At 70.1% G+C, this 26,201-nt stretch carries 18 protein-coding genes; 12 read left to right on the top strand and 6 right to left on the bottom strand.

Annotated elements, in window-relative coordinates; all coding sequences use genetic code 11:
• Position 1 precedes the first annotated feature (1 nt).
• On the bottom strand, positions 2-931 hold the full coding sequence (locus tag E0D90_RS02670; protein ID WP_130796454.1) for a TAXI family TRAP transporter solute-binding subunit: 930 nt from the start codon (positions 929-931) through the stop codon (positions 2-4).
• Between the two features lie 105 nt (positions 932-1,036).
• On the opposite strand from E0D90_RS02670, the gene dctA reads away from it, so the two are divergent.
• The 4 genes from dctA (at position 1,037) to E0D90_RS02650 (ending at position 5,459) form a co-directional block, all read left to right on the top strand.
• A complete protein-coding gene (gene dctA, locus E0D90_RS02665) occupies positions 1,037-2,542 on the top strand; it encodes a C4-dicarboxylate transporter DctA (protein WP_227869942.1) in 1,506 nt (501 codons plus the stop codon).
• A 138-nt stretch (positions 2,543-2,680) separates the two neighbouring features.
• Positions 2,681-3,607: a LysR family transcriptional regulator gene (locus E0D90_RS02660; RefSeq protein ID WP_130796453.1), complete on the top strand. Its 927-nt coding sequence runs from the start codon at positions 2,681-2,683 to the stop codon at positions 3,605-3,607.
• A gap of 137 nt (positions 3,608-3,744) precedes the next feature.
• Positions 3,745-4,830: an S-(hydroxymethyl)mycothiol dehydrogenase gene (locus tag E0D90_RS02655; protein WP_103501382.1), complete on the top strand. Its 1,086-nt coding sequence runs from the start codon at positions 3,745-3,747 to the stop codon at positions 4,828-4,830.
• Positions 4,827-5,459: an MBL fold metallo-hydrolase gene (locus tag E0D90_RS02650; protein ID WP_103501383.1), complete on the top strand. Its 633-nt coding sequence runs from the start codon at positions 4,827-4,829 to the stop codon at positions 5,457-5,459. Before E0D90_RS02655 ends, E0D90_RS02650 begins: the two co-directional genes overlap by 4 nt.
• A 402-nt stretch (positions 5,460-5,861) precedes the next feature.
• On the opposite strand, the gene E0D90_RS02645 is transcribed toward E0D90_RS02650, so the two are convergent.
• A complete protein-coding gene (locus E0D90_RS02645; protein ID WP_130796452.1) occupies positions 5,862-7,262 on the bottom strand; it encodes a glycoside hydrolase family 6 protein in 1,401 nt (466 codons plus the stop codon).
• A 616-nt stretch (positions 7,263-7,878) separates the two neighbouring features.
• On the opposite strand from E0D90_RS02645, the gene E0D90_RS02640 reads away from it, so the two are divergent.
• The 8 genes from E0D90_RS02640 to E0D90_RS02605 all read left to right on the top strand — a co-directional run bounded on the left by E0D90_RS02640 (position 7,879) and on the right by E0D90_RS02605 (position 22,409).
• Positions 7,879-9,951 (top strand): glycoside hydrolase family 48 protein, encoded by a 2,073-nt coding sequence (locus E0D90_RS02640; protein ID WP_130796451.1) that lies wholly within the window; start codon positions 7,879-7,881, stop codon positions 9,949-9,951.
• 323 nt (positions 9,952-10,274) lie between these two features.
• Positions 10,275-10,712, top strand: a complete 438-nt coding sequence (gene rplK / locus E0D90_RS02635) for a 50S ribosomal protein L11 (protein WP_103501116.1) — start codon at positions 10,275-10,277, stop codon at positions 10,710-10,712.
• Positions 10,713-10,792: 80 nt separating this feature from the next.
• A complete protein-coding gene (gene rplA / locus E0D90_RS02630; protein ID WP_130796450.1) occupies positions 10,793-11,509 on the top strand; it encodes a 50S ribosomal protein L1 in 717 nt (238 codons plus the stop codon).
• A gap of 254 nt (positions 11,510-11,763) precedes the next feature.
• Positions 11,764-12,831: an SCO4651 family lipoprotein gene (locus E0D90_RS02625; RefSeq protein ID WP_130796449.1), complete on the top strand. Its 1,068-nt coding sequence runs from the start codon at positions 11,764-11,766 to the stop codon at positions 12,829-12,831.
• A 389-nt stretch (positions 12,832-13,220) separates the two neighbouring features.
• Complete coding sequence (gene rplJ, locus E0D90_RS02620; RefSeq protein WP_103501113.1) at positions 13,221-13,772, top strand: 50S ribosomal protein L10; 552 nt, start codon at positions 13,221-13,223, stop codon at positions 13,770-13,772.
• A 108-nt stretch (positions 13,773-13,880) separates the two neighbouring features.
• Complete coding sequence (rplL, locus tag E0D90_RS02615) at positions 13,881-14,264, top strand: 50S ribosomal protein L7/L12 (protein ID WP_103501112.1); 384 nt, start codon at positions 13,881-13,883, stop codon at positions 14,262-14,264.
• 621 nt (positions 14,265-14,885) lie between these two features.
• The gene (rpoB, locus tag E0D90_RS02610) at positions 14,886-18,371 is read left to right on the top strand and encodes a DNA-directed RNA polymerase subunit beta (RefSeq protein ID WP_130796448.1); all 3,486 of its coding nucleotides are present in this window, start codon (positions 14,886-14,888) and stop codon (positions 18,369-18,371) included.
• Between the two features lie 123 nt (positions 18,372-18,494).
• Entirely contained in the window at positions 18,495-22,409 is a 3,915-nt protein-coding gene (locus E0D90_RS02605; protein WP_130796447.1) for a DNA-directed RNA polymerase subunit beta', read from the top strand.
• A gap of 156 nt (positions 22,410-22,565) precedes the next feature.
• Here E0D90_RS02605 and E0D90_RS02600 read toward each other — a convergent pair whose 3' ends face one another.
• From E0D90_RS02600 to E0D90_RS26445, 4 genes are all read right to left on the bottom strand, one after another.
• The gene (locus E0D90_RS02600; RefSeq protein WP_130796446.1) at positions 22,566-23,156 is read right to left on the bottom strand and encodes a hypothetical protein; all 591 of its coding nucleotides are present in this window, start codon (positions 23,154-23,156) and stop codon (positions 22,566-22,568) included.
• A gap of 12 nt (positions 23,157-23,168) precedes the next feature.
• Complete coding sequence (locus E0D90_RS02595) at positions 23,169-24,425, bottom strand: DUF7224 domain-containing protein (RefSeq protein WP_130796445.1); 1,257 nt, start codon at positions 24,423-24,425, stop codon at positions 23,169-23,171.
• Between the two features lie 6 nt (positions 24,426-24,431).
• Entirely contained in the window at positions 24,432-25,175 is a 744-nt protein-coding gene (locus E0D90_RS02590) for an ATP-binding cassette domain-containing protein (RefSeq protein WP_130796444.1), read from the bottom strand.
• A gap of 349 nt (positions 25,176-25,524) precedes the next feature.
• Positions 25,525-26,201 (bottom strand): hypothetical protein (locus E0D90_RS26445; protein WP_157996801.1); only part of this gene is annotated, 677 nt, incomplete at its 5' end.

The following is a 26,201-nucleotide window of genomic DNA, read 5'->3' as shown; positions in this document are numbered from 1 at the left end:
ATCACGCCTTGGCGGCGCGGAACCACGCCGCGGCGCCCGGATGCAGCGGGATGGGCGCGGTGGCCGCCGCGGTGCGCGGGTTGATCTGGTACGCCTCCGGGCGGGTGCGGGCCAGCTTCGACGCGCCCTCGACGGCCGTCCCCGTCAGCACCCGCGCCACGTCGTCGGGGAAGCCCCGGTGCACGGCGATCAGCGTCGGGACGGCCACCGTGCGGGTGGTCGCCACCCCCGGGTAGACGGTGCTGGAGATGGTCACCGGCAGGTACTCGCCCGGGTGTGCCCGCTGGATGGCCTCGGTCTCCTCACCGAGGTCGACGAAGTGCACCGGTGGCGCGTTCTCCAGCAGCCAGTCGATGGCGGGCGTCGGCATCGCCGTGAGGGAGGCGACCGCGTCGACCGTGCCGTCCACCAGCGCCTCCACGGCCCGCTGCTGGCCGAGGTCGCGCACCTCGACCTCCACCCCGGCCGCCGCCAGCAGCCTGGTGCCGGTGAAGCGGGTGCCCGAGCCGGGCAGACCCATCGCCACGGGCCGGCCGGCCAGGTCGGGAAGAGTGCGTATGCCGCTGTCGCGCAAGGTCACCAGCTGGACCACCGAGTCGAAGATCCGCAGCAGCGCCGGGGTCTCCTCCGCGTGGGCCAGCAGGACGTCGACGTTGGCGTAGGCGAGGTCCACCTCGTCGGACAGCAGCAACCGGGCGTTGTCCACGGAGGCTTCGGTGAAGACGACCTCGACCACCGGTGCGGAGAGCGCGTCGTTCCACAGCTCCGCGAGCGCCGCCCCGGACTCCCGGTAGGTGGCGCCCTCGGGACCGGTGGCCAGCCGCAGACCCGTGGTGTCCACGGTCGGCGGGGAGTCGCACGCGGCGGCCGCCGCGAACCCGAGCGCGGCGGCCAGCAGCGCACGCCGAGAGACCTCGCGCGCCGGCGCCAATGTCAGATCAACCCCAATTTCTGCCCGGTTTCGTTGCTGTAACGCGCATGTGCCAGCACTGTGATGCGACCCACAAACGATAACAGTCACAGGGATGGACGACCCATGACCGATCAGCCGACGACGCAGACGGTGAAGCCGGTGAAGCAGAAGAAGAGGATCTACCAGCACCTGTATTTCTGGGTGCTGCTGGGTATTACGATCGGGATCTTCATCGGCCTGTTCGCGCCCGGTGTCGGCGCCGACATGAAGTGGCTCGCGGACCTCTTCATCAAGCTGGTCAAGGTCGTCATCGCCCCGACCATCTTCGCCACCGTCGTGGTGGGTATCGCCGGAATGGGCAACCTCGCGAAAGCGGGCGGACTCGCCCTCAGAACGGTGTTGTACTTCAACATCACCACCGTCTTCGCGCTGGCCATCGGCCTCGTGGTGATCAACGTCTGGCAGCCCGGCGCGGGCCTCGGCTACGACATCGACTCCTTCGACACCTCCGCGGCCGACTCGGCCATCGCCTCCGCCGGTGAGGTCGAGGGCGGCATCGCAGGCTTCGTGCTCGGCTTGGTCCCGACCTCCTTCGCCAGCGCCTTCGTCGACGGCCAGCTGCTCCAGGTGCTGCTGCTCGCGATCCTCGTCGCCTGCGCCCTCACCATGCTGGGCAGCCGCGCCGAGGGCATGGTCCGCGGCCTCGACACCTTCGCCAAGGTCATGTTCGGCGTCATCAAGATGGTCATGTGGTTCGCCCCGCTGGGCGCCATGGGCGGTATCGCCTTCACCATCGGCGAGCACGGCAGCGCCATTCTCGGCTCGCTGGCGTCCTTCATGGTGTCGTTCTGGGTCACCTGCCTGCTGTTCATCTTCCTGGTGCTCGGCCCCATCTGTTACGCCACCGGCTTCAGCCTCCCGAAGTACATCCGCTACATCAAGGACGAACTGCTGATCGTGCTCGGCACCTCCTCCTCGGAGACGGTGCTGCCCCGCATGCTGACCAAGCTGGAAGCCGCGGGCACCCCGAAGCACGTGGTCGGTATGACCATCCCGACCGGCTACTCCTTCAACCTGGACGGCACCGCGATCTACATGTCCATGGGTGCGCTGTTCATCGCCCAGGCATTCGGCGTGGACGTCTCCATCTGGACCCAGATCGGCCTGCTCGTCTTCATGCTGATCTCCTCCAACGGTGCCGCCGGAGTCTCCGGCGCCGGCCTGGTCACCCTGGCCGCCTCGCTGGCCGCGTTCGACTCGGTGATCCCGGTCGCCGGCATCGCGCTCATCGTCGGCATCGACCGCTTCATGAGCGAGGGCCGCGCCCTGACCAACCTGACGGGTAACGGCATCGGAACACTCGCCATCGCCCGCTGGACGGGTGAGCTGGACCGCGACCGCCTGAAGTACGTCCTCGACAACCCCACCACGGTCGACGTCGACGCCCTCATGAAGGAGGAGGCCGAGGCCGGTCTCCGCGAGACCGCCGAAGCCACCGGCTCCGACAACGGCACCGACGGCCCGGACGGCGCCCCGGGCACCGACGGCACCACCGACGGCCCCGACGCCCCCACCGGACCGGCGGACTCCCGCAAGGAGCCCGCGGCCGAGGGCAGCAGCCGCGGCTGAGCTCCCGCCACCGGCGGCCCACCGCCCCCCATGCGCCCGGCCCGGCGTCCACCACGGACGCCGGGCCGGGCGCTTGCCGCACGCCCCGGCGCACACACCCGGGCCCGCCCGGCCGCCCGGCGCGCTAGATTCCCGCGTGTGGAACTGAGACAGCTGGAGCACTTCGTCGCCGTGTGCGAGGAGCAGCACTTCACCCGCGCCGCCCACCGGCTGCGCATCGCCCAGTCCGGGCTCTCCGCCTCGATCAAGGCGCTGGAGCAGGACCTCGGCACCCCGCTGCTCACCCGGACCACCCGGAGGGTCCGGCTCACCGACGCCGGACGGGCACTTCTCGCCGAGGCGCGCCGCACGCTGCAGTCCGCCGAGGCGGCACGCGAGGCCGTCGCCGCCGTCCAGGGGCTGGTCACCGGCACACTCGCGGTCGGCACCGAGCAGTGCATGGGCATCGTCGAGGCGTCCGAACTGCTCGCCGCGCTGCGCCGCCGCCACCCCGGCGTCGCGGTGCGGATGGTCCAGGACGGCTCGGACGCGCTGTTCGCCGGGGTCCGCGACGGCACCCTGGACCTGGCGTTCGTCGTGTACGACGGCAGCGAGGAAGGCGCCACCGTGCGCCCCGTCGCCCGCGAGCCGCTGATGCTGCTGTGCGGACCGGACCACCCCCTGGCGTCCGCGCCGTCCCCGGTGGCCCTCACCGACCTCGCGGGAGAGGACTTCGTCGACCTGCACCGCGGGTGGGGCGCCCGGCAGGCGGCCGAGGCCGCGTTCGCCGCCGTCGGGGTGGAGCGCGGCGTCGCGATGCAGGTCAACGACGTCTACACGCTGCTGGACCTGGTCCACCGGGGCATGGGCGTGGCGGTGGTGCCCCGCCCGGTCACCCGCAAGGTGCCCGCGCGCGGGCTGGCAGCCGTCCCGCTGGACACCGCCGTCACCTGGAACGTCGGGGTGGCGCTGCCCACCGGCGGCCGGCTCTCGCCCGCCGCCCGGGCACTGCTCGACGGCATGGAGCAGCACCGGCCGGACCCGGCCCCGGACGCGGCCACGGGCGCCACCGCCGGACCGGATTGAGCAGCGGGAACGATGAATCCCATCGGTCTCGGACGTTGGACGCGACGACCACGGGGAACCAGAGTGTGCAGCACGCGGCGTGCCCGGCCCCGGCCCGGCCCGTCGGTTGGCCGCATCTGTGAGAAGGGCTGTTCTTCATGGCTCAGAGCGTTCGCGGGGTCATCGCCCGCGGCAAGGGGCTCCCGGTGGAGCTCACCACGATCGTGGTGCCCGACCCGGGCCCGGGTGACGCGGTGGTACGGATCCAGGCCTGCGGGGTCTGCCACACCGACTACCACTACCGCGAAGGGGGGATCTCCGACGACTACCCCTTCCTCCTCGGGCACGAGGCCGCCGGCGTCGTGGAGTCCGTGGGCGAGGGCGTCACCGACGTGGCCCCCGGCGACTTCGTCGTGCTGAACTGGCGCGCGGTCTGCGGTGACTGTCGCGCCTGCCGGCGTGGACGGCCCCAGTACTGCTTCGACACCCACAACGCGTCGCGGAAGATGACGCTGGAGGACGGCACCGAGCTGTCGCCCGCGCTCGGCATCGGCGCCTTCGCCGACAAGACGCTGGTCGCCGCCGGGCAGTGCACCAAGGTCGACCCGGCCGCCTCCCCGGCCGCCGTGGGCCTGCTGGGCTGCGGCGTCATGGCCGGTCTCGGCGCCGCCGTCAACACCGGAAACGTCGGACGCGGCGACACCGTCGCCGTCATCGGCTGCGGCGGCGTGGGCTGCGCGGCCGTCGCCGGCGCCCGGCTCGCCGGCGCGGCGAAGATCATCGCGGTCGACATCGACCCGGCCAAGCTGGAGACCGCCAAGGGCATCGGCGCCACCCACACCGTCAACTCCCGGGAGAGCGACCCGGTGGAGGCGATCCGCGAGCTGACCGGCGGCTTCGGCGCGGACGTCGTCATCGAGGCCGTCGGCCGCCCGGAGACCTACGAGCAGGCGTTCTACGCCCGCGACCTCGCCGGCACCGTCGTCCTGGTCGGTGTCCCCACCCCGGAGATGAAGCTGGAGCTGCCGCTCCTCGATGTCTTCGGCCGCGGCGGCTCGCTGAAGTCCTCCTGGTACGGCGACTGCCTGCCGTCCCGGGACTTCCCCATGCTCACCGACCTCTACCTCCAGGGCCGGCTCGACCTGGACGCGTTCGTGACCGAGACCATCGCGCTGGACGGGGTCGAGGCCGCGTTCCACCGGATGGAGAAGGGCGAGGTGCTGCGCTCCGTGGTCGAGCTGTGAGCGGCGCACGGGTCGACCGGCTGGTCACCTCCGGGACGTTCTCCCTGGACGGCGGGACCTGGGAGGTCGACAACAACGTCTGGATCGTGGGCGACGACAACGAGGCGGTGGTGATCGACGCCGCGCACGACGCCGACGCGATCGTCGCCGCCGTCGGCACCCGCCGGCTCGTCGCGATCGTCTCCACCCACGCGCACGACGACCACATCGACGCCGCGCCCGAACTGGCCGAGCGCACCGGCGCGCCGATCCTGCTGCACCCGGCGGACCGGGAGCTGTGGGACCGCACGCACCCCGGCCGTGCGCCCGACGGCGAGCTGTCCGACGGCGGACGGCTGGCGGTCGCCGGCATCGAGCTGGAGCAGCTGCACACCCCGGGCCACAGCCCGGGCGGCGTCTGCCTCTACGCCCCCGCGCTGCGGACCGTCTTCACCGGCGACACCCTGTTCCAGGGCGGGCCGGGCGCCACCGGGCGGTCGTTCTCCGACTTCCCGACCATCGTCGAGTCGATCCGGACCCGGCTGCTGACGCTGCCGGCCGACACCGTGGTGCGTACCGGCCATGGCGACTCCACCACGGTGGGCACCGAGGCGCCGCACCTCCAGGAGTGGATCGACCGGGGCCACTGAGCCCCGCACAGGTCGGGCGCGGGCGCTCGCCGTCCCGGCACCGGGCGTCCGGTCGCCGGCTCCCGTCGCCCCATCGCGTACAGCGGGCGCGGCGGTGGCCACCCCTCGTTCACACGTCCGCCCCCGGTGCCTGGTCGGGCACCGGGGGCGGACGGTGGGGGAGAGGGTGGTTCACGGTGGGCGGTGCCCGGCCCGTCCCCGGCCGGGCACCGCCGCTCTCCGGCGGATCGCCCCTCACGGGCGCGCGCACCTCGCCACCGCCGGAGCCATGGACCGCCGGGGTGAGCCGTGGACCGCCGGTGTCATGGACCGCCGGTCTCACGTTCCGCCGGGTGGCCGTTCCGGCCGCCGGTGTCAGCCGGCGACCGGGACGTCAGCGCCCGGCGCGGGCCCGGCGTCCGCTCACAGGGGCGGGTAGGCGTTGGCCAGCAGCTCCTGGAACTGGGCGGAGAACCAGTGGCCGGAGACCGGCGCGTTGTCGAGGGCACCGGAGAGGTTGTTGCCGTTCTGGGCGTTGCCGCCGTAGGTCGGGTCGCACATCTCGTCGAAGCCCTTGCCCTCGTCGTTCGGGATCTCCTCGCTGGAGCCGTCGGACTCACCCGGGGGCTTGATCCAGACGTAGGCGTCGATGCCCGGTTCGGGAGCCACGGTGTGGCGCTCGCCCAGCCCGGCTCCGGACTGGTTGCACCAGTTGCCCGGGTGGATGCGCTGGTCGTACCGGCCTCCCTCGACATACGCCTCGGCGCTGGTCTGCGGGCCGGGGCCGGTGGGCCGGTCCGGTCCGCCCCAGCCGTTGCGGGAGGTGTCGATCAGCATCCCGATGTTCGAGGGGAAGCCGAGGCCGACCAGTTCGGTCCGCAGGGCCTGCGAGTAGGTCAGCTCGTCGGTGTACTGGTTCCAGTCCACCCAGGACGACCCCTGCCGGATCGGGACGCCGTTGATCACGTCGCCGATCGAGAAGTGGTCCTCCTTGGTCGCGCTGAAGTTCGCCGTGTTGGCGATGAAGCCGGTGACGTCGGAGGGTGAGGCACCCTCGGCGTTGGCGGCCTGGTGGAAGAGCTGCGCCCCGGGGCGGAAGTTGTCCTCCCAGCCGAGCCAGCCGTGGTGTCCGGCGTCCACGTAGTTGTAGACGTTGTCGATCGCGCCCAGGGTGGCGAGGGCGTAGCCGACGCCGCTGACGTAGTTGCCGTTGGCCAGCATCTCGTCGCAGAGCGGGGTGGCCGACGGCCGGCTGCCCACGTTGGTGATCAGGTTGGGCAGCGAGTCGATCTCGATGACCGCGGAGATTCGCAGCTCGGCGTAGGCCGGGTCGGAGAGGATGTCCGCGATCGGGTCGATGAACTCGGTCTTGTAGCGGTTGATCTCGGTCGGGCCCAGTTCGCCGTTGGAGGCGAGCGCGGCGCAGTCGCGGCCCGGCAGGTTGTAGATGACGACCTGGAAGACGAAGTTGTCGTGGCCCTGGGCCTGGACCAGCGCCTCGTCGAGGTGGTCGGCGAGGCCCATGGTGCGGCCCCCGCCCTGGCCGCTGCCGTCGATGGCGGCGATGCGGTCCAGCCAGACGGCGGTGGGCTCGTCGGCGATGGCGGAGCCACCGGGTTCGGCGGCGGCGTTGGCCGACCACTCGGGGTTCACGTAGACGCCGGCGTTGACATAGGGGTTGTCGACGCGCTGCAGCGTCTGTGGGCCCTCGCTGGCGTTGGCGAGCCCGAGGGTGGAGACGGTGAGGGCCGCCGCACCGACGAAGGCGCCGGCGATGAGTGCCGGCTTCCTGCGTCGGTGGGGTGTGCGGTCGGTGCGGCTCATGGGATTCCTCTCGATGCGTCGTGTCGGTGGGCACGGTCGTCCGCCGTCCGCCCGTGGGTCACGGGCGGGAGGGGTGGACGGGCGTCACTTCCGGGCCGCGGCGGTCGCCACCGTCGCGGACGTACGCGTTGCCGTGGTGCCCGGCCATGGAGTGGTTCCGCCGCCGGGCCGCGGGAGCGGGCCGGGGCGGGCGGTGCCGGGCGGAAGGTGGCGACGACGCGGGAGGGAGCTCCTCCCCGGCCGCACGGTGACCGCCGTGCCGTACCGGTGCTCGGCCGGTGACACGGGAGAGGTCGGGAACGTGGGGGTGGGGATGTGGGGGTGCATCTGGAGCGACTCCTGTCATCACGACCCGCCGCCGGCGGATCTGATCCGTGGAACCGCTCCCACTAGTTGGAGGGGAACGTACAGCCAACTCGACTGCCCGCCAAGGGGGTTGAAGAGAATTCATTGCCGACCTGGGCGAATGCGGGAAAGTCGGCACGGGGGGTTGACGCTCCGCGCATTCACCGCCACCGTGGGAGCGCTCCCACTAGTTGAGTGTGCGAAGGACGCATCGCACACGCCGCACCGCGCTCACTCCTCATTCCCCCACCGAGCCGCTGAGGAGGCACCGATGCTGATCCGTCGCGGATCATCCGTCGAGAAGCCCAGCAGAGCACGCCCCCACCGAACCCGCCGGACCTCCCTGCTCGCCGGAGCCCTGGCGCTCTCGCTGCCGCTGGGGATCACCCTCGCCTCGCAGTCCGGCGCCCAGCCCCTGACCGCCCCCACCGGCGCGGCGGCGCTGCAGTACGAGGACCGGTTCCTGGAGCTGTACGACCAGATCATGGACCCGGCCAACGGCTACTTCTCCGCCGAGGGCATCCCGTACCACTCGGTAGAGACCCTGATCGTCGAGGCGCCGGACCACGGACACGAGACCACCTCGGAGGCCTACAGCTACCTGATCTGGCTCCAGGCCGCCTACGGCAAGGTCACCGGCGACTGGGACCCGTTCAACGACGCCTGGCAGGTGATGGAGGACTACATCATCCCCGGTGCGGCCGACCAGCCGACCAACAGCTTCTACAGCCCGTCGGCGCCGGCCACCTACGCCCCCGAACTGCCCGATCCCTCGCAGTACCCCTCGCCCATGGACGGCGCGGTCTCCGTCGGGGTCGACCCGCTCGCCAACGAGCTGTCCGCCACCTACGGCACCGACGACATCTACGGGATGCACTGGCTGCAGGACGTGGACAACGTCTACGGCTTCGGCAACGCCCCGGGCGCCCCCTGCGCCGGCGGCCCGCAGACGCCCGGCCCCTCGTACATCAACACCTTCCAGCGCGGGCCCGAGGAGTCGGTCTGGGAGACCGTGCCGCACCCCTCCTGTGACGACTTCACCTACGGCGGCGACAACGGCTTCCTCGACATCTTCATCGGGGACGACGGCTACGCCGAGCAGTGGCGGTACACCAACGCGCCGGACGCGGACGCCCGCGCCGTGCAGGCCGCCTTCTGGGCCAACAAGTGGGCCACCGAGCAGGGTGCCCAGGCGGAGATCGCCGGCACCCTGGAGAAGGCCGCGAAGATGGGCGACTACCTCCGCTACGGGCACTACGACAAGTACTTCAAGCAGTCCGGCTGCACCAGCCCGTCCTGCCCGCCCGGCACCGGCAAGGACAGCGCCAACTACCTGCTCTCCTGGTACTACTCCTGGGGCGGCGCCACCAACTCCAACGCGGGCTGGGCCTGGCGGATCGGCAGCAGCCACAACCACTTCGGCTACCAGAACCCCATGGCCGCCTACGCCCTCTCCACCGACCCCGACCTGATTCCCGACTCGCCCACCGCGCAGCAGGACTGGGAGACCAGCCTGGAGCGCCAGGTCGAGTTCTACCGCTGGCTGCAGTCCTCCGAGGGGGCCATCGCCGGCGGCGCCACCAGCAGCTGGAACGGCTCCTACGCCGCACCGCCGGCCGGTACCGCCTCCTTCTACGGCATGTACTACCAGGAGGCGCCGGTCTACGTGGACCCGCCGTCCAACCAGTGGTTCGGGATGCAGGCGTGGTCGATGCAGCGCCTGGCGGAGCTGTACCTGGAGACCGGCGACCCGATGGCCGGCGAGGTGCTCGACAAGTGGGTGCCCTGGGTGATCGGTGAGGTCACGATCGGGCAGGACGGCGACTTCAGCATCCCGGCCACGCTCTCCTGGTCCGGCCAGCCGGACAACTGGAACCCGGCCAACCCGGGCGACAACGCGGGTCTGTCCGTCTCCGTCACCGACTACAGCCAGGACGTCGGCGTCACCGGCTCGCTCGCCAACGCGCTGTCCTTCTACGCCGCGGCGACCGGGGACACCGCCGCGCAGGCCACCGCCTCCGGTCTGCTGGACGCCATGTGGGAGCACCAGGACGACCTCGGCATCGCGGTGCCGGAGTCGCGCGGCGACTACAGCCGCTTCGCCGACGAGGTGTACCTGCCCGCGGGCTTCAGCGGCACCATGCCCAACGGCGACGTGATCGAGCCCGGCTCCACCTTCGAGTCGCTCCGCTCCTTCTACCAGGAGGACCCGGACTGGACGAAGGTCCAGGCGTACCTCGACGGAGGCCCGGAACCGGTCTTCGAGTACCACCGCTTCTGGGCGCAGGCCGACATCGCGCTCGCCCTGGCCACCTACGCCGACCTGTTCGGGGACGGGGCGTGACCCGCCCCGCGCCGGCGTAGCACCGACGGCGGCGGCCGGTCTCCGCCCGCCCGGCCGCCGTCCACCACTCCGCCGGGCACGGCGCCTCCAGCGCCCGCCGTGCCCGGCGGTCAGCCCCGGCGGGCCCCTCGCGAACGACGCGAGGGGCCCGCCGCCCGTGTGCCCCCAGGGCTGCGCGCCCGCGCCGTCCGAGGGCCGAGGCCGCCGAAACCGGATTTTGGCGGCACCGTGCCAGCGGCTATCGTGGTGCGGTATGCCTCCGTACGGCTGAATCGCGAAGCCGCGGGGGAACGTCAACCTCTCACCAGGACCCGGAGAGAACCATGGCTCCCAAGAAGAAGAAGAAGGTATCTGGGCTGATCAAGCTCCAGATCCAGGCCGGCGCGGCCAACCCGGCTCCGCCGGTCGGCCCCGCGCTGGGCCAGCACGGCGTGAACATCATGGAGTTCTGCAAGGCCTACAACGCGGCGACCGAGTCGCAGCGTGGCTGGGTGATCCCGGTGGAGATCACGGTCTACGAGGACCGCTCCTTCACCTTCATCACCAAGACTCCGCCGGCCGCCAAGATGATCCTCAAGGCCGCGGGCATCGAGAAGGGCTCCGGCGAGCCCCACACCAAGAAGGTCGCGAAGATCACCGCGGCCCAGGTGCGGGAGATCGCCACCACCAAGATGCCCGACCTCAACGCCAATGACCTGGACGCCGCGTCCAAGATCATCGCCGGCACCGCCCGCTCCATGGGTGTCACCGTCGAGGGCTGAACCGCCCGCACCGTGGGAGGGCCCGCGCAGGCCCGCACCACGACTCCCCGAGAAACACCGCACCAGCAGGAGGAGCAGAAGTGAAGCGCAGTAAGTCGCACCGCAGCGCCGAGTCCAAGATCGACCAGTCGCGGCTCTACGCCCCGCTCGAGGCCGTACGGATCGCCAAGGACACCAACGCGACCAAGTTCGACGCGACCGTCGAGGTGGCCATGCGCCTGGGCGTGGACCCGCGCAAGGCGGACCAGATGGTCCGCGGCACCGTGAACCTTCCGCACGGCACCGGCAAGACCGCCCGGGTCCTGGTCTTCGCGACCGGTGACCGTGCCGAGGCCGCGCGTGCCGCGGGCGCCGACATCGTCGGCTCCGACGAGCTGATCGACGAGGTCAGCAAGGGCCGGCTGGACTTCGACTCCGTCGTCGCCACCCCGGACCTCATGGGCAAGGTCGGCCGCCTCGGCCGCGTGCTCGGTCCCCGTGGTCTGATGCCGAACCCGAAGACCGGCACCGTCACCCCTGACGTCGCCAAGGCCGTCACCGAGATCAAGGGCGGCAAGATCGAGTTCCGGGTCGACAAGCACTCGAACCTCCACTTCATCATCGGCAAGGTCTCCTTCGACGAGGCGCAGCTCGTCGAGAACTACGCCGCCGCGATGGAGGAGATCCAGCGTCTGAAGCCGTCCGCGGCCAAGGGCCGGTACATCCGCAAGGCCACCATCACCACCACGATGGGCCCCGGTATCCCGGTCGACGGCAACCGCACCCGCAACCTCCTCCTGGAGGACCAGGCCGTCTGATCCGGCCCGGGTTCCGCCCGGCAGGGCGGGCTTTATGACGCACCGGCGCCCGTCGTCGCTTCCCCAGCGGAAGCGGCGGCGGGCGCCGTCGCGTCCGGGCCGCGTGGCAGAACGCGGACCGCTCCGGCCGCCTCTCGCCCAGGTCCCCGTTCTGCTACAGAACGGTACGGACGCGGCCCGGCGCCGACCCGGTCGATTACCTTGAAGGTCCTCTGACAGCAACATGTGAATCCCTTGGGGGGACGATGCGTTCCATGCGCAAGGCCGTGCTCGCGGCAGTGACGGCCGGTGTGCTGGTGTCGACGGCGGCCTGTGGTTCGGACTCATCGTCCGAAGCCGACGCCAAGGGCGAGAACGGGAAGTCCGACTCCTCGGGCACCGATGGCATCTTCAGTGCCCTGCGGACCTCGCAGGAGAAGTCCCACGAGGCCAGCACCGTCAGCTTCACCTCGACCATGTCGATGTCGGTCGCCGACGAGTCCACGGGCGAGGAGTTCGGCTTCTCCTACGCCGTCGAAGGCACGACCGGCTGGGACCCGCTGGTCATGGACCTCACCATGGACATGACTGAGTACATGGAGGCCTTCCAGGAGCTGCTCGGCGGCGAGGCCGAGGAGACCCCGGAGATGGTCTTCGACCTCCGGTTCGTCGACAACGTGATGTACATGGGAGGCCCCCTCCTCGCGGCCGAGCCCGAGATGGATGGCAAGAGCTGGGTCAAGATCGACATCGACGAGATGGCCGCCGCGACCGGCGAGTCCGAGATCGCCAGCCAGCTCCGGCAGGCCGAGAACATGGCGCAGAGCCCGGCCGAGCAGATCGAGCTGCTGCTGGAATCCCCGGACGTCACCCACCAGGGCACCGAGGAGTTCGAGGGGCAGCAGACCGAGGTCTACGCCGGCGAGCTGACCCTCGACGAGCTGCTGGCCGCGGACCCGAGCACCGAGTACATGTCGGAGGAGAGCCTCGACGAGCTGCGCGGCCAGATGGAGGGCCTGGAGGCAGACGCCTTCAACCTCACGGTCTGGGTCGGCGAGGACGAGCTCCCCGTCCGCATCGACATGGACATGGAGATGGCCGAGGGCGAGGTCACCTACTCCACGGTCTACCGCGACTACGGCGCGGCCCTGGCCGTCGAGGCCCCCGACGCGGCCGACGTCCTGGACATCGCGGAGGTCGAGGGCGGCGGTCTGCTCGGTATCGGTGGCGGTACCGACGGCGAGGACGCGCTGGGCGACTACGACCTTGAGGACATGGACAACTGGACCGAGGAGGACTGGGCCGAGTTCGAGGCCGAGATGGAGGCCGCCGAGAACGGCTGACGCCGCTCCGGCCGTCCCCCGGCCGTCACCCACGGCACGTCACCTCGCCGTACCCGGACCCGCCCCCACGCCGGATGTGGGGGCGGGTCCGCGCGTCGGCCGGCCGCCTCCCGTGGGGCCCGCGGATGCGCCGTCCGGGCGATTTGCGTCAGCCCGATCCGTGCGCGTACTGTTCATGCGAAGCCAGAGACCGCTGGTTGCCGCCGGGCCCGATCCCGGTGGCCGAAGGATTCGCGGACGCGGATCGCCTGCGCAGGTTATGAGGAAGCCTCCGGACACACCCTCCAGGTGCCGTCCGTGTGCCACGCCCCGTGCCCTGCGCCGGGGCGTTTCGTGTTCTCCTGCCCCTTCCGTGCGGTCCGTATCACCCGGAAGGAGGGCCGAGGTTCATGGCGAGCCCCGACAAGGTCGCAGCCGTCGCTGAGATCAAGAAGAAGTTCGAGAACTCCAACGGTGCTGTTGTGACCGCGTACACCGGTCTCACCGTGGCGCAGATCAAGGACCTGCGCCGTGCTCTCGGTGAGGACGCTCAGTACCGCGTCTCGAAGAACACGCTGACCAAGATCGCGGCCAACGAGGCCGGGATCACGCAGCTGGACGAGTTCCTCACGGGCTCGACCGCTGTCGCCTTCGTCACCGGTGACCCGGTGGTGGCCGCGAAGGGTCTGCGCAACTTCGCGAAGGACAACAACGCCCTCGTCATCAAGGGCGGTGTGCTCGACGGCAACGCTCTCTCCGCCGACGAGATCAACAAGCTCGCGGACCTCGAGTCCCGTGAGGTGCTGCTCGCCAAGCTGGCCGGTGGCATGAAGGCGTCCATGGCCAAGGCCGCGGCGACCTTCCAGGCCCCGCTTTCGAAGTTCGTCCGCACCGCGGACGCCCTTCGCAGCAAGGTCGAGCAGGGCGGTGCCGACACCCCGGCGCCCGCCGAGGCCGAGTGAGAACGCTTCACCTCTCACGCACGGCCCAGCGGGCGCACATCACGCCCGCCGACAGTCACATCCGGCAGATTTCTCGGCACCAGCCGAATTAGTGGAAGGACCGCCATCATGGCGAAGCTCACCCAGGACGAGCTGCTCGACCAGTTCAGCGACATGACCCTCATCCAGCTCTCCGACTTCGTGAAGGCGTTCGAGGAGAAGTTCGACGTCGAGGCTGCCGCCCCCGTCGCCATCGCCGCCGGCGGCGCCGCCGCCGCCCCGGCCGAGGCCGCTGCCGAGCAGGACGAGTTCGACGTCATCCTCACCGGTGCCGGCGACAAGAAGATCCAGGTCATCAAGGTCGTGCGTGAGCTGACCTCCCTGGGTCTGAAGGAGGCCAAGGACCTCGTGGACGGCACCCCCAAGGCCGTCGTCGAGAAGGTCGACAAGGCTGCCGCCGACAAGGCCAAGGAGGCCCTCGAGGGCGCCGGCGCCTCCGTCGAGGTCAAGTGACACCAGTCACCGAGGCACGGTCCGGGCGCTGACCCGCGACCACGCCACCGGGCGGCCGCCGCCGCCCACCGCACCGTCAACCCTCCGCACGCCCGCCGGCGCGCGGAGGGTGGGTGCGGCGCCCGTGTCACCCGTCGGTGAACGGACAGCGCGAGGGGCGATCACCCAGCCGGGTGATCGCCCCTCGGCGTTCCTCCCACGCGCCAGCCGCCGCCCTTGCCTTGTCGGTGGTCAGGGGTATGGTGATCTTTCGTCGCCGCCCCGTGGAGACGGCGTGATGGGTCCGGTCCCCCTTGACGAACCGCACCCTTCGCGCGATTCTCGGGACGCGACGCCGAGGCGGCGGACATCGATTCCGGATTTCAGGCATGGATCGATGGCGATGCGGGAAACAATGCGGCAGACGAACCGCGAACGGTGACGAGGCCACCGGGAGCGGATCAGGCCGGAGGGCGGCCGCGTCGTCTGGGGCGGTGACGAGCCCCATGCATGGGTATTGGACATCAGTGTGTCTTGTGGCTACACTGTCCCTTTGCGCTGCCTATATTGTTCCCCCTGCCCGTCACCAGTGGTGGGACCGGCATGCGCGCAGAGAGTCCGAGCCCTCGGAAGGACCCCCTCTTGGCCGCCTCGCGCAACGCCTCGACCGTACACTCGAACAACGGCGCCAGCACCGCACCGCTGCGCGTCTCTTTTGCGAAGATCCAGGAACCGCTTGAGGTTCCGAACCTCCTGGCCCTGCAAACCGAGAGCTTTGACTGGCTCCTCGGCAACGCAGCCTGGAGGGCCCGTGTCGAGGCCGCGCTGGACAGCGGGCAGGACGTCCCCACCAAGTCCGGTCTGGAGGAGATCTTCGAGGAGATCTCCCCGATCGAGGACTTCTCCGGGTCGATGTCGCTGACCTTCCGCGACCATCGCTTCGAGCCGCCGAAGAACTCCATCGACGAGTGCAAGGACCGCGACTTCACGTTCGCGGCCCCGCTGTTCGTCACCGCCGAGTTCACCAACAACGAGACCGGCGAGATCAAGTCCCAGACCGTCTTCATGGGCGACTTCCCCCTGATGACCAACAAGGGCACCTTCGTCATCAACGGCACCGAGCGGGTGGTCGTCTCCCAGCTCGTCCGTTCGCCGGGTGTCTACTTCGACACCTCCATCGACAAGACCTCCGACAAGGACCTCTTCTCGGCCAAGATCATCCCGTCCCGGGGTGCCTGGCTGGAGATGGAGATCGACAAGCGCGACATGGTCGGCGTCCGCGTCGACCGCAAGCGCAAGCAGTCGGTCACCGTCCTGCTGAAGGCGCTGGGCTGGACCTCCGAGCAGATCCTGGAGGAGTTCGGCGAGTACGAGTCGATGCGCGCCACCCTGGAGAAGGACCACACCCAGGGCCAGGACGACGCGCTACTCGACATCTACCGCAAGCTCCGTCCGGGCGAGCCCCCCACCCGCGAGGCCGCCCAGACCCTGCTGGAGAACCTCTACTTCAACCCCAAGCGCTACGACCTCGCGAAGGTCGGCCGCTACAAGATCAACAAGAAGCTCGGCGGCAGTGAGCCGCTGAACTCCGGCGTGCTCACCACCGAGGACGTCGTCGCCACCATCAAGTACCTCGTCCGGCTGCACGCCGGCGAGACCGAGGCCGTGGCGATCGACGGCGAGCCGCTGGTCGTCGAGACCGACGACATCGACCACTTCGGCAACCGCCGCCTGCGCAACGTCGGCGAGCTGATCCAGAACCAGGTCCGCACCGGTCTGGCGCGCATGGAGCGTGTGGTCCGCGAGCGGATGACCACCCAGGACGTCGAGGCGATCACGCCGCAGACCCTGATCAACATCCGGCCGGTCGTCGCCTCCATCAAGGAGTTCTTCGGCACCAGCCAGCTGTCCCAGTTCATGGACCAGACCAACCCGCTGTCGGGTCTGACCCACAAGCGCCGCCTGTCGGCGCTGGGCCCGGGTGGTCTCAGCCGTGAGCGGGCCGGCCTCGAAGTGCGAGACGTGCACCCCTCGCACTACGGCCGCATGTGTCCGATCGAGACGCCGGAAGGCCCGAACATCGGTCTGATCGGCTCGCTCGCCGCGTTCGGCCGGGTCAACGCCTTCGGCTTCGTCGAGACCCCGTACCGCAAGGTCACCGAGGGTGTCGTCACCGACTCCGTGGACTACCTGACCGCCGACGAGGAGGACCGCTTCGTCATCGCCCAGGCCAACGCGCGCCTGGACGACGACATGCGCTTCGCCGAGGCCCGCGTGCTGGTCCGCCGCCGTGGCGGCGAGATCGACTACGTCACCGGCAACGACGTGGACTACATGGACGTCTCCCCGCGCCAGATGGTGTCGGTCGCGACCGCCATGATCCCGTTCCTGGAGCACGACGACGCCAACCGCGCGCTCATGGGCTCCAACATGATGCGGCAGGCGGTGCCGCTGCTGAAGGCCGAGTCGCCGCTGGTCGGCACCGGCATGGAGTACCGCAGCGCCACCGACGCCGGTGACGTCATCCGCGCCGAGCAGGACGCGGTGATCACCGACGTCTCCGCGGACTACGTCTCGGCCGAGAACGCCGACGGCACCCACGTCACCTACCGCCTGGCGAAGTTCTCCCGCTCCAACCAGGGCACCTCCTTCAACCAGAAGGTGCTCGTCAGCGAGGGCCAGGAGGTCATCGCCGGCCAGGTCATCGCGGACGGCCCGTCCACCGAGTCCGGTGAGATGGCGCTCGGCAAGAACCTGCTGGTCGCGTTCATGCCGTGGGAGGGCTACAACTACGAGGACGCGATCATCCTCTCCCAGCGTCTGGTGCAGGACGACGTCCTCTCGTCGATCCACATCGACGAGCACGAGGTCGACGCCCGTGACACCAAGCTGGGCCCCGAGGAGATCACCCGGGACATCCCGAACGTCTCCGAGGAGGTCCTCGCCGACCTCGACGACCGCGGCATCATCCGGATCGGTGCCGAGGTCGAGGCCGGCGACATCCTGGTCGGCAAGGTCACCCCGAAGGGTGAGACCGAGCTGACCCCGGAGGAGCGGCTGCTCCGCGCGATCTTCGGTGAGAAGGCGCGCGAGGTCCGTGACACCTCGCTGAAGGTGCCGCACGGCGAGACCGGCAAGGTCATCGGCGTCCGCGTCTTCGACCGCGAGGAGGGCGACGAGCTGCCCCCGGGCGTGAACCAGCTGGTCCGCGTCTACGTGGCGAAGAAGCGCAAGATCACCGACGGTGACAAGCTCGCCGGCCGTCACGGCAACAAGGGCGTCATCTCCAAGGTGCTGCCGGTCGAGGACATGCCGTTCATGGAGGACGGCACCCCGGTCGACGTCATCCTCAACCCGCTGGGCGTCCCCTCCCGGATGAACCCGGGCCAGGTCCTGGAGATCCACCTCGGGTGGCTCGCCTCCCAGGGCTGGAAGGTCGAGGGCATCGACGCGGAGTGGAAGAAGCGGCTCGCGGCGATCAGCGCCGACGACGTCGCCCCCGGCACCAACGTCGCCACCCCGGTGTTCGACGGCGCCCGCGAGGACGAGATCGCCGGTCTCTTCGAGGCCACCCTGCCCAACCGGGACGGCGACCGCATGGTGCAGCCCTCCGGCAAGGCACAGCTCTTCGACGGCCGCTCCGGCGAGCCGTTCCCGGAGCCGGTCTCGGTCGGCTACATGTACATCCTCAAGCTCCACCACCTGGTCGACGACAAGCTGCACGCCCGCTCGACCGGGCCGTACTCCATGATCACCCAGCAGCCGCTCGGCGGTAAGGCCCAGTTCGGTGGCCAGCGCTTCGGCGAGATGGAGGTCTGGGCACTGGAGGCGTACGGCGCCGCCTACGCCCTGCAGGAGCTGCTGACCATCAAGTCCGACGACGTCACCGGCCGGGTGAAGGTCTACGAGGCGATCGTCAAGGGCGAGAACATCCCGGAGCCCGGCATTCCCGAGTCCTTCAAGGTGCTCATCAAGGAAATGCAGTCGCTCTGCCTCAACGTGGAGGTGCTGTCGAGCGACGGCATGTCCATCGAGATGCGTGACACCGACGAGGACGTCTTCCGCGCGGCGGAGGAGCTCGGCATCGACCTGTCCCGGCGCGAGCCGAGCAGCGTCGAAGAGGTCTGACGGGTTCGCGACGGGGCCTTCGACCGAAGGCCCCGTCGCCGCCCCGGACCCCGATCAGACTTTTCACCCTGCCTCACGCCTCGCGCAGGTGAGGGGCACAACCCCTGAGAGGGATTGACGAGAGTGCTCGACGTCAACTTCTTCGACGAACTGCGGATCGGTCTCGCCACTGCTGACGACATCCGTCAGTGGTCGCACGGCGAGGTCAAGAAGCCGGAGACCATCAACTACCGCACGCTCAAGCCGGAAAAGGACGGGCTCTTCTGCGAGAAGATCTTCGGTCCGACCCGGGACTGGGAGTGCTACTGCGGCAAGTACAAGCGCGTCCGCTTCAAGGGCATCATCTGTGAGCGCTGCGGCGTCGAGGTGACCCGCGCCAAGGTGCGCCGTGAGCGGATGGGCCACATCGAGCTGGCCGCCCCCGTGACCCACATCTGGTACTTCAAGGGCGTCCCGTCCCGGCTGGGCTACCTGCTGGACCTCGCGCCGAAGGACCTCGAGAAGGTCATCTACTTCGCCGCCTACATGATCACCTTCGTGGACGAGGAGCGCCGCACCCGCGACCTCCCCTCCCTGGAGGCCCACGTCTCCGTCGAGCGCCAGCAGACCGAGCAGCGCCGCGACGCCGACCTGGAGGCCCGCGCCAAGAAGCTCGAGAACGACCTCGCCGAGCTTGAGGCCGAGGGCGCCAAGGCTGACGCGCGCCGCAAGGTCCGCGAGGGTGCCGAGCGTGAGATGAAGCAGCTGCGCGACCGTGCGCAGCGCGAGATCGACCGCCTCGACGAGGTGTGGAACCGCTTCAAGAGCCTCAAGGTCCAGGACCTCGAGGGCGACGAGCTGCTCTACCGCGAGCTGCGCGACCGGTTCGGCACCTACTTCGACGGTTCGATGGGCGCCGCCGCGCTGCAGAAGCGGCTGGAGACCTTCGACCTCGACGAGGAGGCCGAGAAGCTCCGCGAGATCATCCGCACCGGCAAGGGGCAGAAGAAGACCCGCGCGCTCAAGCGCCTCAAGGTCGTCTCCGCCTTCCTGCAGACCCGCAACAGCCCCAAGGGCATGGTGCTGGACTGCGTCCCGGTCATCCCGCCGGACCTGCGTCCGATGGTGCAGCTGGACGGTGGCCGCTTCGCGACCTCCGACCTCAACGACCTGTACCGCCGGGTGATCAACCGGAACAACCGCCTCAAGCGGCTGCTGGACCTCGGCGCCCCCGAGATCATCGTCAACAACGAGAAGCGGATGCTGCAGGAGGCCGTCGACGCGCTGTTCGACAACGGCCGCCGCGGCCGGCCGGTCACCGGCCCGGGCAACCGCCCGCTGAAGTCGCTCTCCGACATGCTCAAGGGCAAGCAGGGCCGCTTCCGTCAGAACCTCCTCGGCAAGCGTGTCGACTACTCGGCCCGTTCCGTGATCGTCGTCGGCCCGCAGCTGAAGCTGCACCAGTGCGGTCTGCCGAAGGCGATGGCGCTGGAGCTGTTCAAGCCGTTCGTGATGAAGCGCCTGGTGGACCTCAACCACGCGCAGAACATCAAGTCGGCCAAGCGCATGGTCGAGCGCCAGCGCACCGTGGTGTACGACGTCCTCGAAGAGGTCATCGCCGAGCACCCGGTGCTGCTCAACCGTGCGCCCACCCTGCACCGTCTCGGCATCCAGGCCTTCGAGCCGCAGCTGGTCGAGGGCAAGGCCATCCAGATCCACCCGCTCGTCTGCACCGCGTTCAACGCGGACTTCGACGGTGACCAGATGGCCGTGCACCTGCCGCTCTCCGCGGAGGCGCAGGCCGAGGCCCGCATCCTGATGCTGTCCTCGAACAACATCCTCAAGCCGGCCGACGGCCGGCCGGTCACCATGCCGACCCAGGACATGGTGCTGGGGCTGTTCTTCCTCACCACCAACGCCGAGGAGCGGGTCCTCAAGGGCGAGAACCGGTCCTTCGGCTCCACCGCCGAGGCGATCATGGCCTTCGACGCGGGCGAGCTGTCGCTCCAGTCCGAGGTCGAGATCCGGTTCCCGGTCGGTTCCGTGCCGGCCCGCGGCTGGACCCCGCCGGCCCCCACCGAGGCCGACGTCGACTCCGGTGTCGCCGAGTGGCAGGTCGGTGACCCGTTCCGCCTGCGCACCACCCTCGGCCGCGCGCTCTTCAACGAGCTGCTGCCGGAGGACTACCCGTTCATCGAGTACCCGGTCGGCAAGAAGCAGATCTCCGAGATCGTCAACGACCTCGCCGAGCGCTACCCGAAGATCGTGGTCGCCGCCACCCTGGACAACCTGAAGGCCGCCGGCTACCACTGGGCCACCCGGTCCGGTGTCACCGTCGCCGTCTCCGACATCGTGGTCCCCGAGGCCAAGAAGGAGATCATCGCCTCCTACGAGGCGCAGGACGAGAAGGTCCAGAAGCAGTACGAGCGCGGTCTGATCACCAAGGACGAGCGGACGCAGGAGCTCATCGCCATCTGGACCAAGGCGACCAACGAGGTCGCCGAGGTGATGAACACCAACTTCCCCAAGACCAACGCGATCTTCATGATGGTGGACTCGGGTGCCCGAGGAAACATGATGCAGATGCGGCAGATCGCCGGTATGCGTGGTCTGGTGTCCAACGCCAAGAACGAGACCATCCCGCGTCCGATCAAGGCGTCCTTCCGCGAGGGCCTGTCGGTGCTGGAGTACTTCATCTCCACGCACGGTGCCCGTAAGGGTCTGGCGGACACCGCCCTGCGTACCGCCGACTCCGGGTACCTCACCCGTCGTCTGGTGGACGTCTCGCAGGACGTCATCATCCGCGAGGACGACTGCGGCACCGACCGCGGCCTCAAGCTGGCGATCGCCGTCCGCCACGGCGACGGCGTGCTGCGCAAGACCGAGAACGTCGAGTCGAGCGTCTACGCCCGCTGCCTGGCGGAGGACATCACCATCGACGGCAAGGTGGTGGCCCCGGCCAACACCGACCTCGGTGACGTGCTCATCGACGAGCTGGTCAAGCACGGCGTGGAGACGGTCAAGACGCGTTCGGTCCTCACCTGCGAGTCCGCCGTCGGTACCTGCGCCCGCTGCTACGGCCGTTCGCTGGCCACCGGCAAGCTGGTGGACATCGGCGAGGCGGTCGGCATCATCGCCGCCCAGTCGATCGGTGAGCCCGGTACCCAGCTGACGATGCGTACCTTCCACACCGGTGGTGTGGCGGGTGACGACATCACGCAGGGTCTGCCGCGTGTGGTCGAGCTGTTCGAGGCCCGGCAGCCCAAGGGTGTCGCGCCGATCTCCGAGGTCGCCGGCCGGGTCCGGATCGAGGAGACGGAGAAGACCAAGAAGGTCGTCGTCACCCCGGACGACGGCACCGAGGAGCAGGCGTACCCCGTCTCCAAGCGGGCCCGGCTGCTGCTCGGCGAGGGCGACCGGGTCGACGTCGGCCAGCCGCTGACGCTCGGCGCGATCAACCCGCACGACGTGCTCCGGGTCCTGGGCCAGCGTCAGGTCCAGATCTACCTGGTCAACGAGGTGCAGAAGGTCTACAACTCGCAGGGTGTGGCCATCCACGACAAGCACATCGAGATCATCGTCCGGCAGATGCTGCGCCGGGTGACGATCATCGAGTCCGGCGACGCGGAGCTGCTGCCGGGCGAGCTGGTCGAGCGCTCGAAGTTCGAGAGCGAGAACCGCCGCGTGGTGTCCGAGAGCGGCCAGCCCGCTTCCGGCCGCCCGCAGCTGATGGGTATCACCAAGGCGTCGCTGGCCACCGAGTCCTGGCTGTCGGCGGCGTCCTTCCAGGAGACCACCCGGGTGCTGACCGACGCGGCGATCAACGCCAAGTCGGACTCCCTGATCGGCCTCAAGGAGAACGTCATCATCGGTAAGCTCATCCCGGCCGGTACGGGTCTCTCCCGCTACCGCAACATCCGGGTGGAGCCCACCGAGGAGGCGAAGTCCGCGATGTACTCGGCCGTCGGCTACGACGACATCGACTACTCGCCGTTCGGCTCCGGCTCCGGCCAGGCCGTTCCGCTGGACGACTACGACTACGGCCCCTACCAGGGCTGAGGTCACCGGTGGCCCGCTGCGGCGGGCCACCACCGCCACGGGCGGCCGTCTCCCCGCGAGGGGAGACGGCCGCCCGTCGGCGTGTGCGGGGGAGAAGCGGGGCGGCGGGTGCATGTGCGGGGCTGAGTCCGGGACCGAGGTGACCTCGGGCGCGGGTCAGCGCGCCGGGCGCGGAGCAGGCGAACGAGCCAGCACGGCCAGACCCGCTGCGAACAAGCCGACGGCGATGAGGGCGGCGACCGGCCGCCCGGGGGCGTTGATCGGCCAGGCCCACCAGAAGGGACCGTCGCTGCCACTCCCGAAGAGAGCGCAGAAGACGGGGAAGAACCCCACCATCGCGCCCGCGGGCCGGGTACCGACCACCCGGCTCAGCAGCAGTGCCAGCCCGAGGTAGCCGGTCAGGTTTCTCGCTGCCGCCAGGCCGTCGCCGGAGGAGTTCAGCACCAGCCCGAGGACGCCGCCCAGAGCCACCAGGCCGATGACCGCCGCCAACAGGGAGGCGATGTACCGGTCGACCGCACGCACCGCCGTGTGCTCACCGGTCAGAGCCGCACGCTCCTCCGACCAGCACCACAGGATCGCGGGCACCAGGGGAAGCAGCCACGCGGCCGGGACCGACACGCTGACCTGGGCAAGCAGGTTCGGCAGAACGACCGAAGCGTCCGGCCCCACCGCCGCCCAGATGGCGACCAGGCTGACCGCGGTGAGGAACGGGGCGAGGACTCGGACGCGTATCCACCAACGCACGGGCTGTGCTCCTCAGGCGCGCGGTGGCGCGTCGGCGGTGAGAAGGGGCTCGACACCGCAAGTGGTGAGAGCCCGCCGGTTGTGTTGGTACCAGGCGCGCTGCTCGTGGGGTGGACGTCTCACGACCTGCTGCGCGAGTTCCACGTCCTCGGACGGCCAGATCGCCTCCTCGGGCGGTGCGTCACTGCCCGAGGCCGTGAAGACCAGCCAGAGCACCAGGGCCGCGTAAACCTCGCCGCCGTAGTAGTCCTCACTCTCGGCCGCGCAGTCCGGTTCCCGCTCCGGAAGCACCCCCGCGGACACGTCCTGTGCCACGAGTCCGGTGGTGACGTCCTCACCCGCGTACAGGGGTGTGGTTCGCTCGTCCCACCGCATACTGCCGATCCGCGCGGGTGGACTGATCCCGACCTCGGCCAGCGCGTCGTACGCGGTGGACAGGGACTGTCGCAGCCACGCCCTGCGGCTCTCCTCCTCCGGCCAGAGGCACAGTTCCGGTTCCGTTCCCGCACAGTGCAGCTCCTCCACGGCGCGTGGTGCCGATGGAGTCGCGGGCACGTCCCGGACCAGGTGGACGGCGCCCACCAGCGACGCACCGGCGACGGCCAGCGCCAACGCGACCGCCAGCAGGCGCCGTCCGGCGGCCACCGCGATCCCGGCCGCCACGGCGGTCCCGGCGCCCAGCAGCAGCGGGCCGATCAGGGCCTGTGGCGCGACCACCGAGTCCGCCGCGCAGCAGGTGTGCAGCCCGCCGCCGGTCAGATGACGCAGCCAGTCCGGACTCATGGAGGGCGGGTAGGCGATGACGACCCAGCTCAGCAGCACCGGCGCGGCAACTCCGAGCGTGTTGGGCACGGCGCGGGCGAAGACGAAGGCGGCGAGGACGTGGGAGACCACCACCGCGCACCAGACCGCCGCGATCCCGGCTCCGGGAAGATGGCCCGTGCGGGCGAAGACGAACACGGTGGTCACCGCGAGCGCTCCGGCCCCGAGCGCCAGAACGGGAGTGAGCCGGTCGCAGGCGATCCGGAGCGCGGACCGAACCGGGGCGGTGCGGTGCACCTCCGCGACCGTGAGCCGCCGGGCCTCCCAGGCGGCCAGGCCGGCGCAGACGGGTGCGATGAACGCGAGGGTCAGGGTGACGGCGCCCCCGGCCTCCCACGCGTTCGCCGCCCAGGCGTCGCGCACATACCAGAACAACAGGGGGACCAGGGCGACAGCCGCCCACACGGACGGGACGGCGGTGCACCGGCGCTTCCACTGGCGATGCATGGTTACTCAGCCCTCCGCGCCGACGAGCCCGCGATAGGCCGTCTCGGCCCGGCGCAGCTCCTCGCCCTCGCCAGGAGCCAGCGCGAGGAACTCCGTGACCGTGCCCTGAAAGCGAACCGTTCCCTCGGTGAGGACCAGAACCTGGCTGTAGGTCTCGGCAAGGTCCCGGCTGTCGTGGGTCGACACCACGAAGGTCACGTCATCGGCCATGGTCCGCAGCAGTTCGCGCAGGGTTCCGTACTGGACCGGGTCGAGCCCGGCCGAGGGCTCGTCCATGAGGATGACATCGGCGTCGTGAACGAGTGCCTGGGCGATGCCGACGCGGCGCAGCTGTCCGCCGGAGAGATGTGAGCCGCTGCGCTCGGCCAGGTCGGCGAGGCCGACGCGGCGGAGCGACCGCTCGGACGCCTCCCAGGCGTCCGAGCGCGACATGCCCTTCAGCCAGCCGCTGTGAGCGACCTGCTCGCGGACGGTCAGGCCCGGGTAGGGGGCGGTGCTCTGCGGCAGCCAGCTGACCCGGCGTCGCCAAGCACGACGTTGCCCCCGGTCGGCGGCGTCCAGCGTGCCGAGGCGGAGCCGACCCGACCAGGGGCGTGACGCGGTGGCGGCGAGGCTCATCAGCGTCGACTTGCCGGCCCCGTTGGGGCCGAGCAGCACGACGGATCCGTGCGGAAGCTCGACGGAGAGTCCGTCGAAGACCGGCCGTCCCCTCCGGTAGCCGAATGTGCAGGCGTCAAAGGTGATCGGCATCCGTGCCCCCGTGCGTCGTGTCGTAGGAACCGTCAGTGCGCCATCGGGTCAGCTGATCGTCAGCTTCTTGACGGTGAACAGGACGGTGCGCAGACGACGGGACAGCCGCATGGTTCCCCCTCCGGAACGATCCGCGTGCCTGAAGCTCCCCTCCTCAGGCGGGCAGAGACTAGCACGGTCCGTGATCACATCAGCACTGTTCATGTGAGTGGTGGAGCGGTGCTGACCTGAAGCGACAGAACGGCCTGTCGGGCGGTCCGGGCGGGGCGGTGGACCGGCCCTCGCCGGGGCCGGGGTGTGACCTGGACGTCTGCGAGGCGGGGCCGGCACGGTACGGGTGCGGGCCGGTTCAGCCGGGGAGGGGGAAGGAGACCAGCCAGACCGGGAGGCCGTGCTCCGCTCCGCCGTCGACGAGGACGAAGAACTGCTCGTCGTTGGAGGCGAGGGTCTCGTGCACGCTGAAGGCCGGTGGGTTCTCCACGCCCGCCCAGGTGCGGCAGCCCGAGCAGTCGAGGACGCCCAGGGCCTCGGCGGCCGAAGGGTCGCGGAGATCGTGCGTCACCAGGACATCGTGATCGCCCTGGAAGACGGAGGTCACCAGGGAGTCGCCCCGGGCCGCGACCGGGCTCCCGTTGAACGGCGGCAGCCGCCACAGCTCCTCACCGGTGCGCAGATCGTGGGCGGTCGGCTCCAGGCTGCCCGAGACCAGGACCCCGGAGGCCGACAGCGGTGTCCACCACTTCGCCGCGCCGAGGGTGTGGCGGCCCGGCGGCCCCAGCGGGGTCGCGTACCAGCCGGCGTCCGTCAGCCGGACACCGCGCCCTTCGTTCTCCGGGTAGGCGGTGACGCGGATGTTCTGGTCGTCCCGCTGATAGCTCTCCAGGACCAGCGGGTCCGAGGCGAGCAGACGATGCGGCACGTAGCCGTCGACACCGGCGGGTCTGCTCCACAGGTGCCGTCCGGTCTCGGAGTCGTGGACGTCCAGGCGCGGCGCCTCGCCGGTGTCGGGGGCGCAGCTCCCGGGGG

The sequence above is a fragment of the Streptomyces otsuchiensis genome, from assembly GCF_004305975.1.
GTDB classification, from domain to species: domain Bacteria; phylum Actinomycetota; class Actinomycetes; order Streptomycetales; family Streptomycetaceae; genus Streptomyces; species Streptomyces otsuchiensis.
The sequence above is the reverse complement of the archived record's forward strand: the minus strand, read 5'-3'. Positions and strand labels throughout refer to the sequence as shown.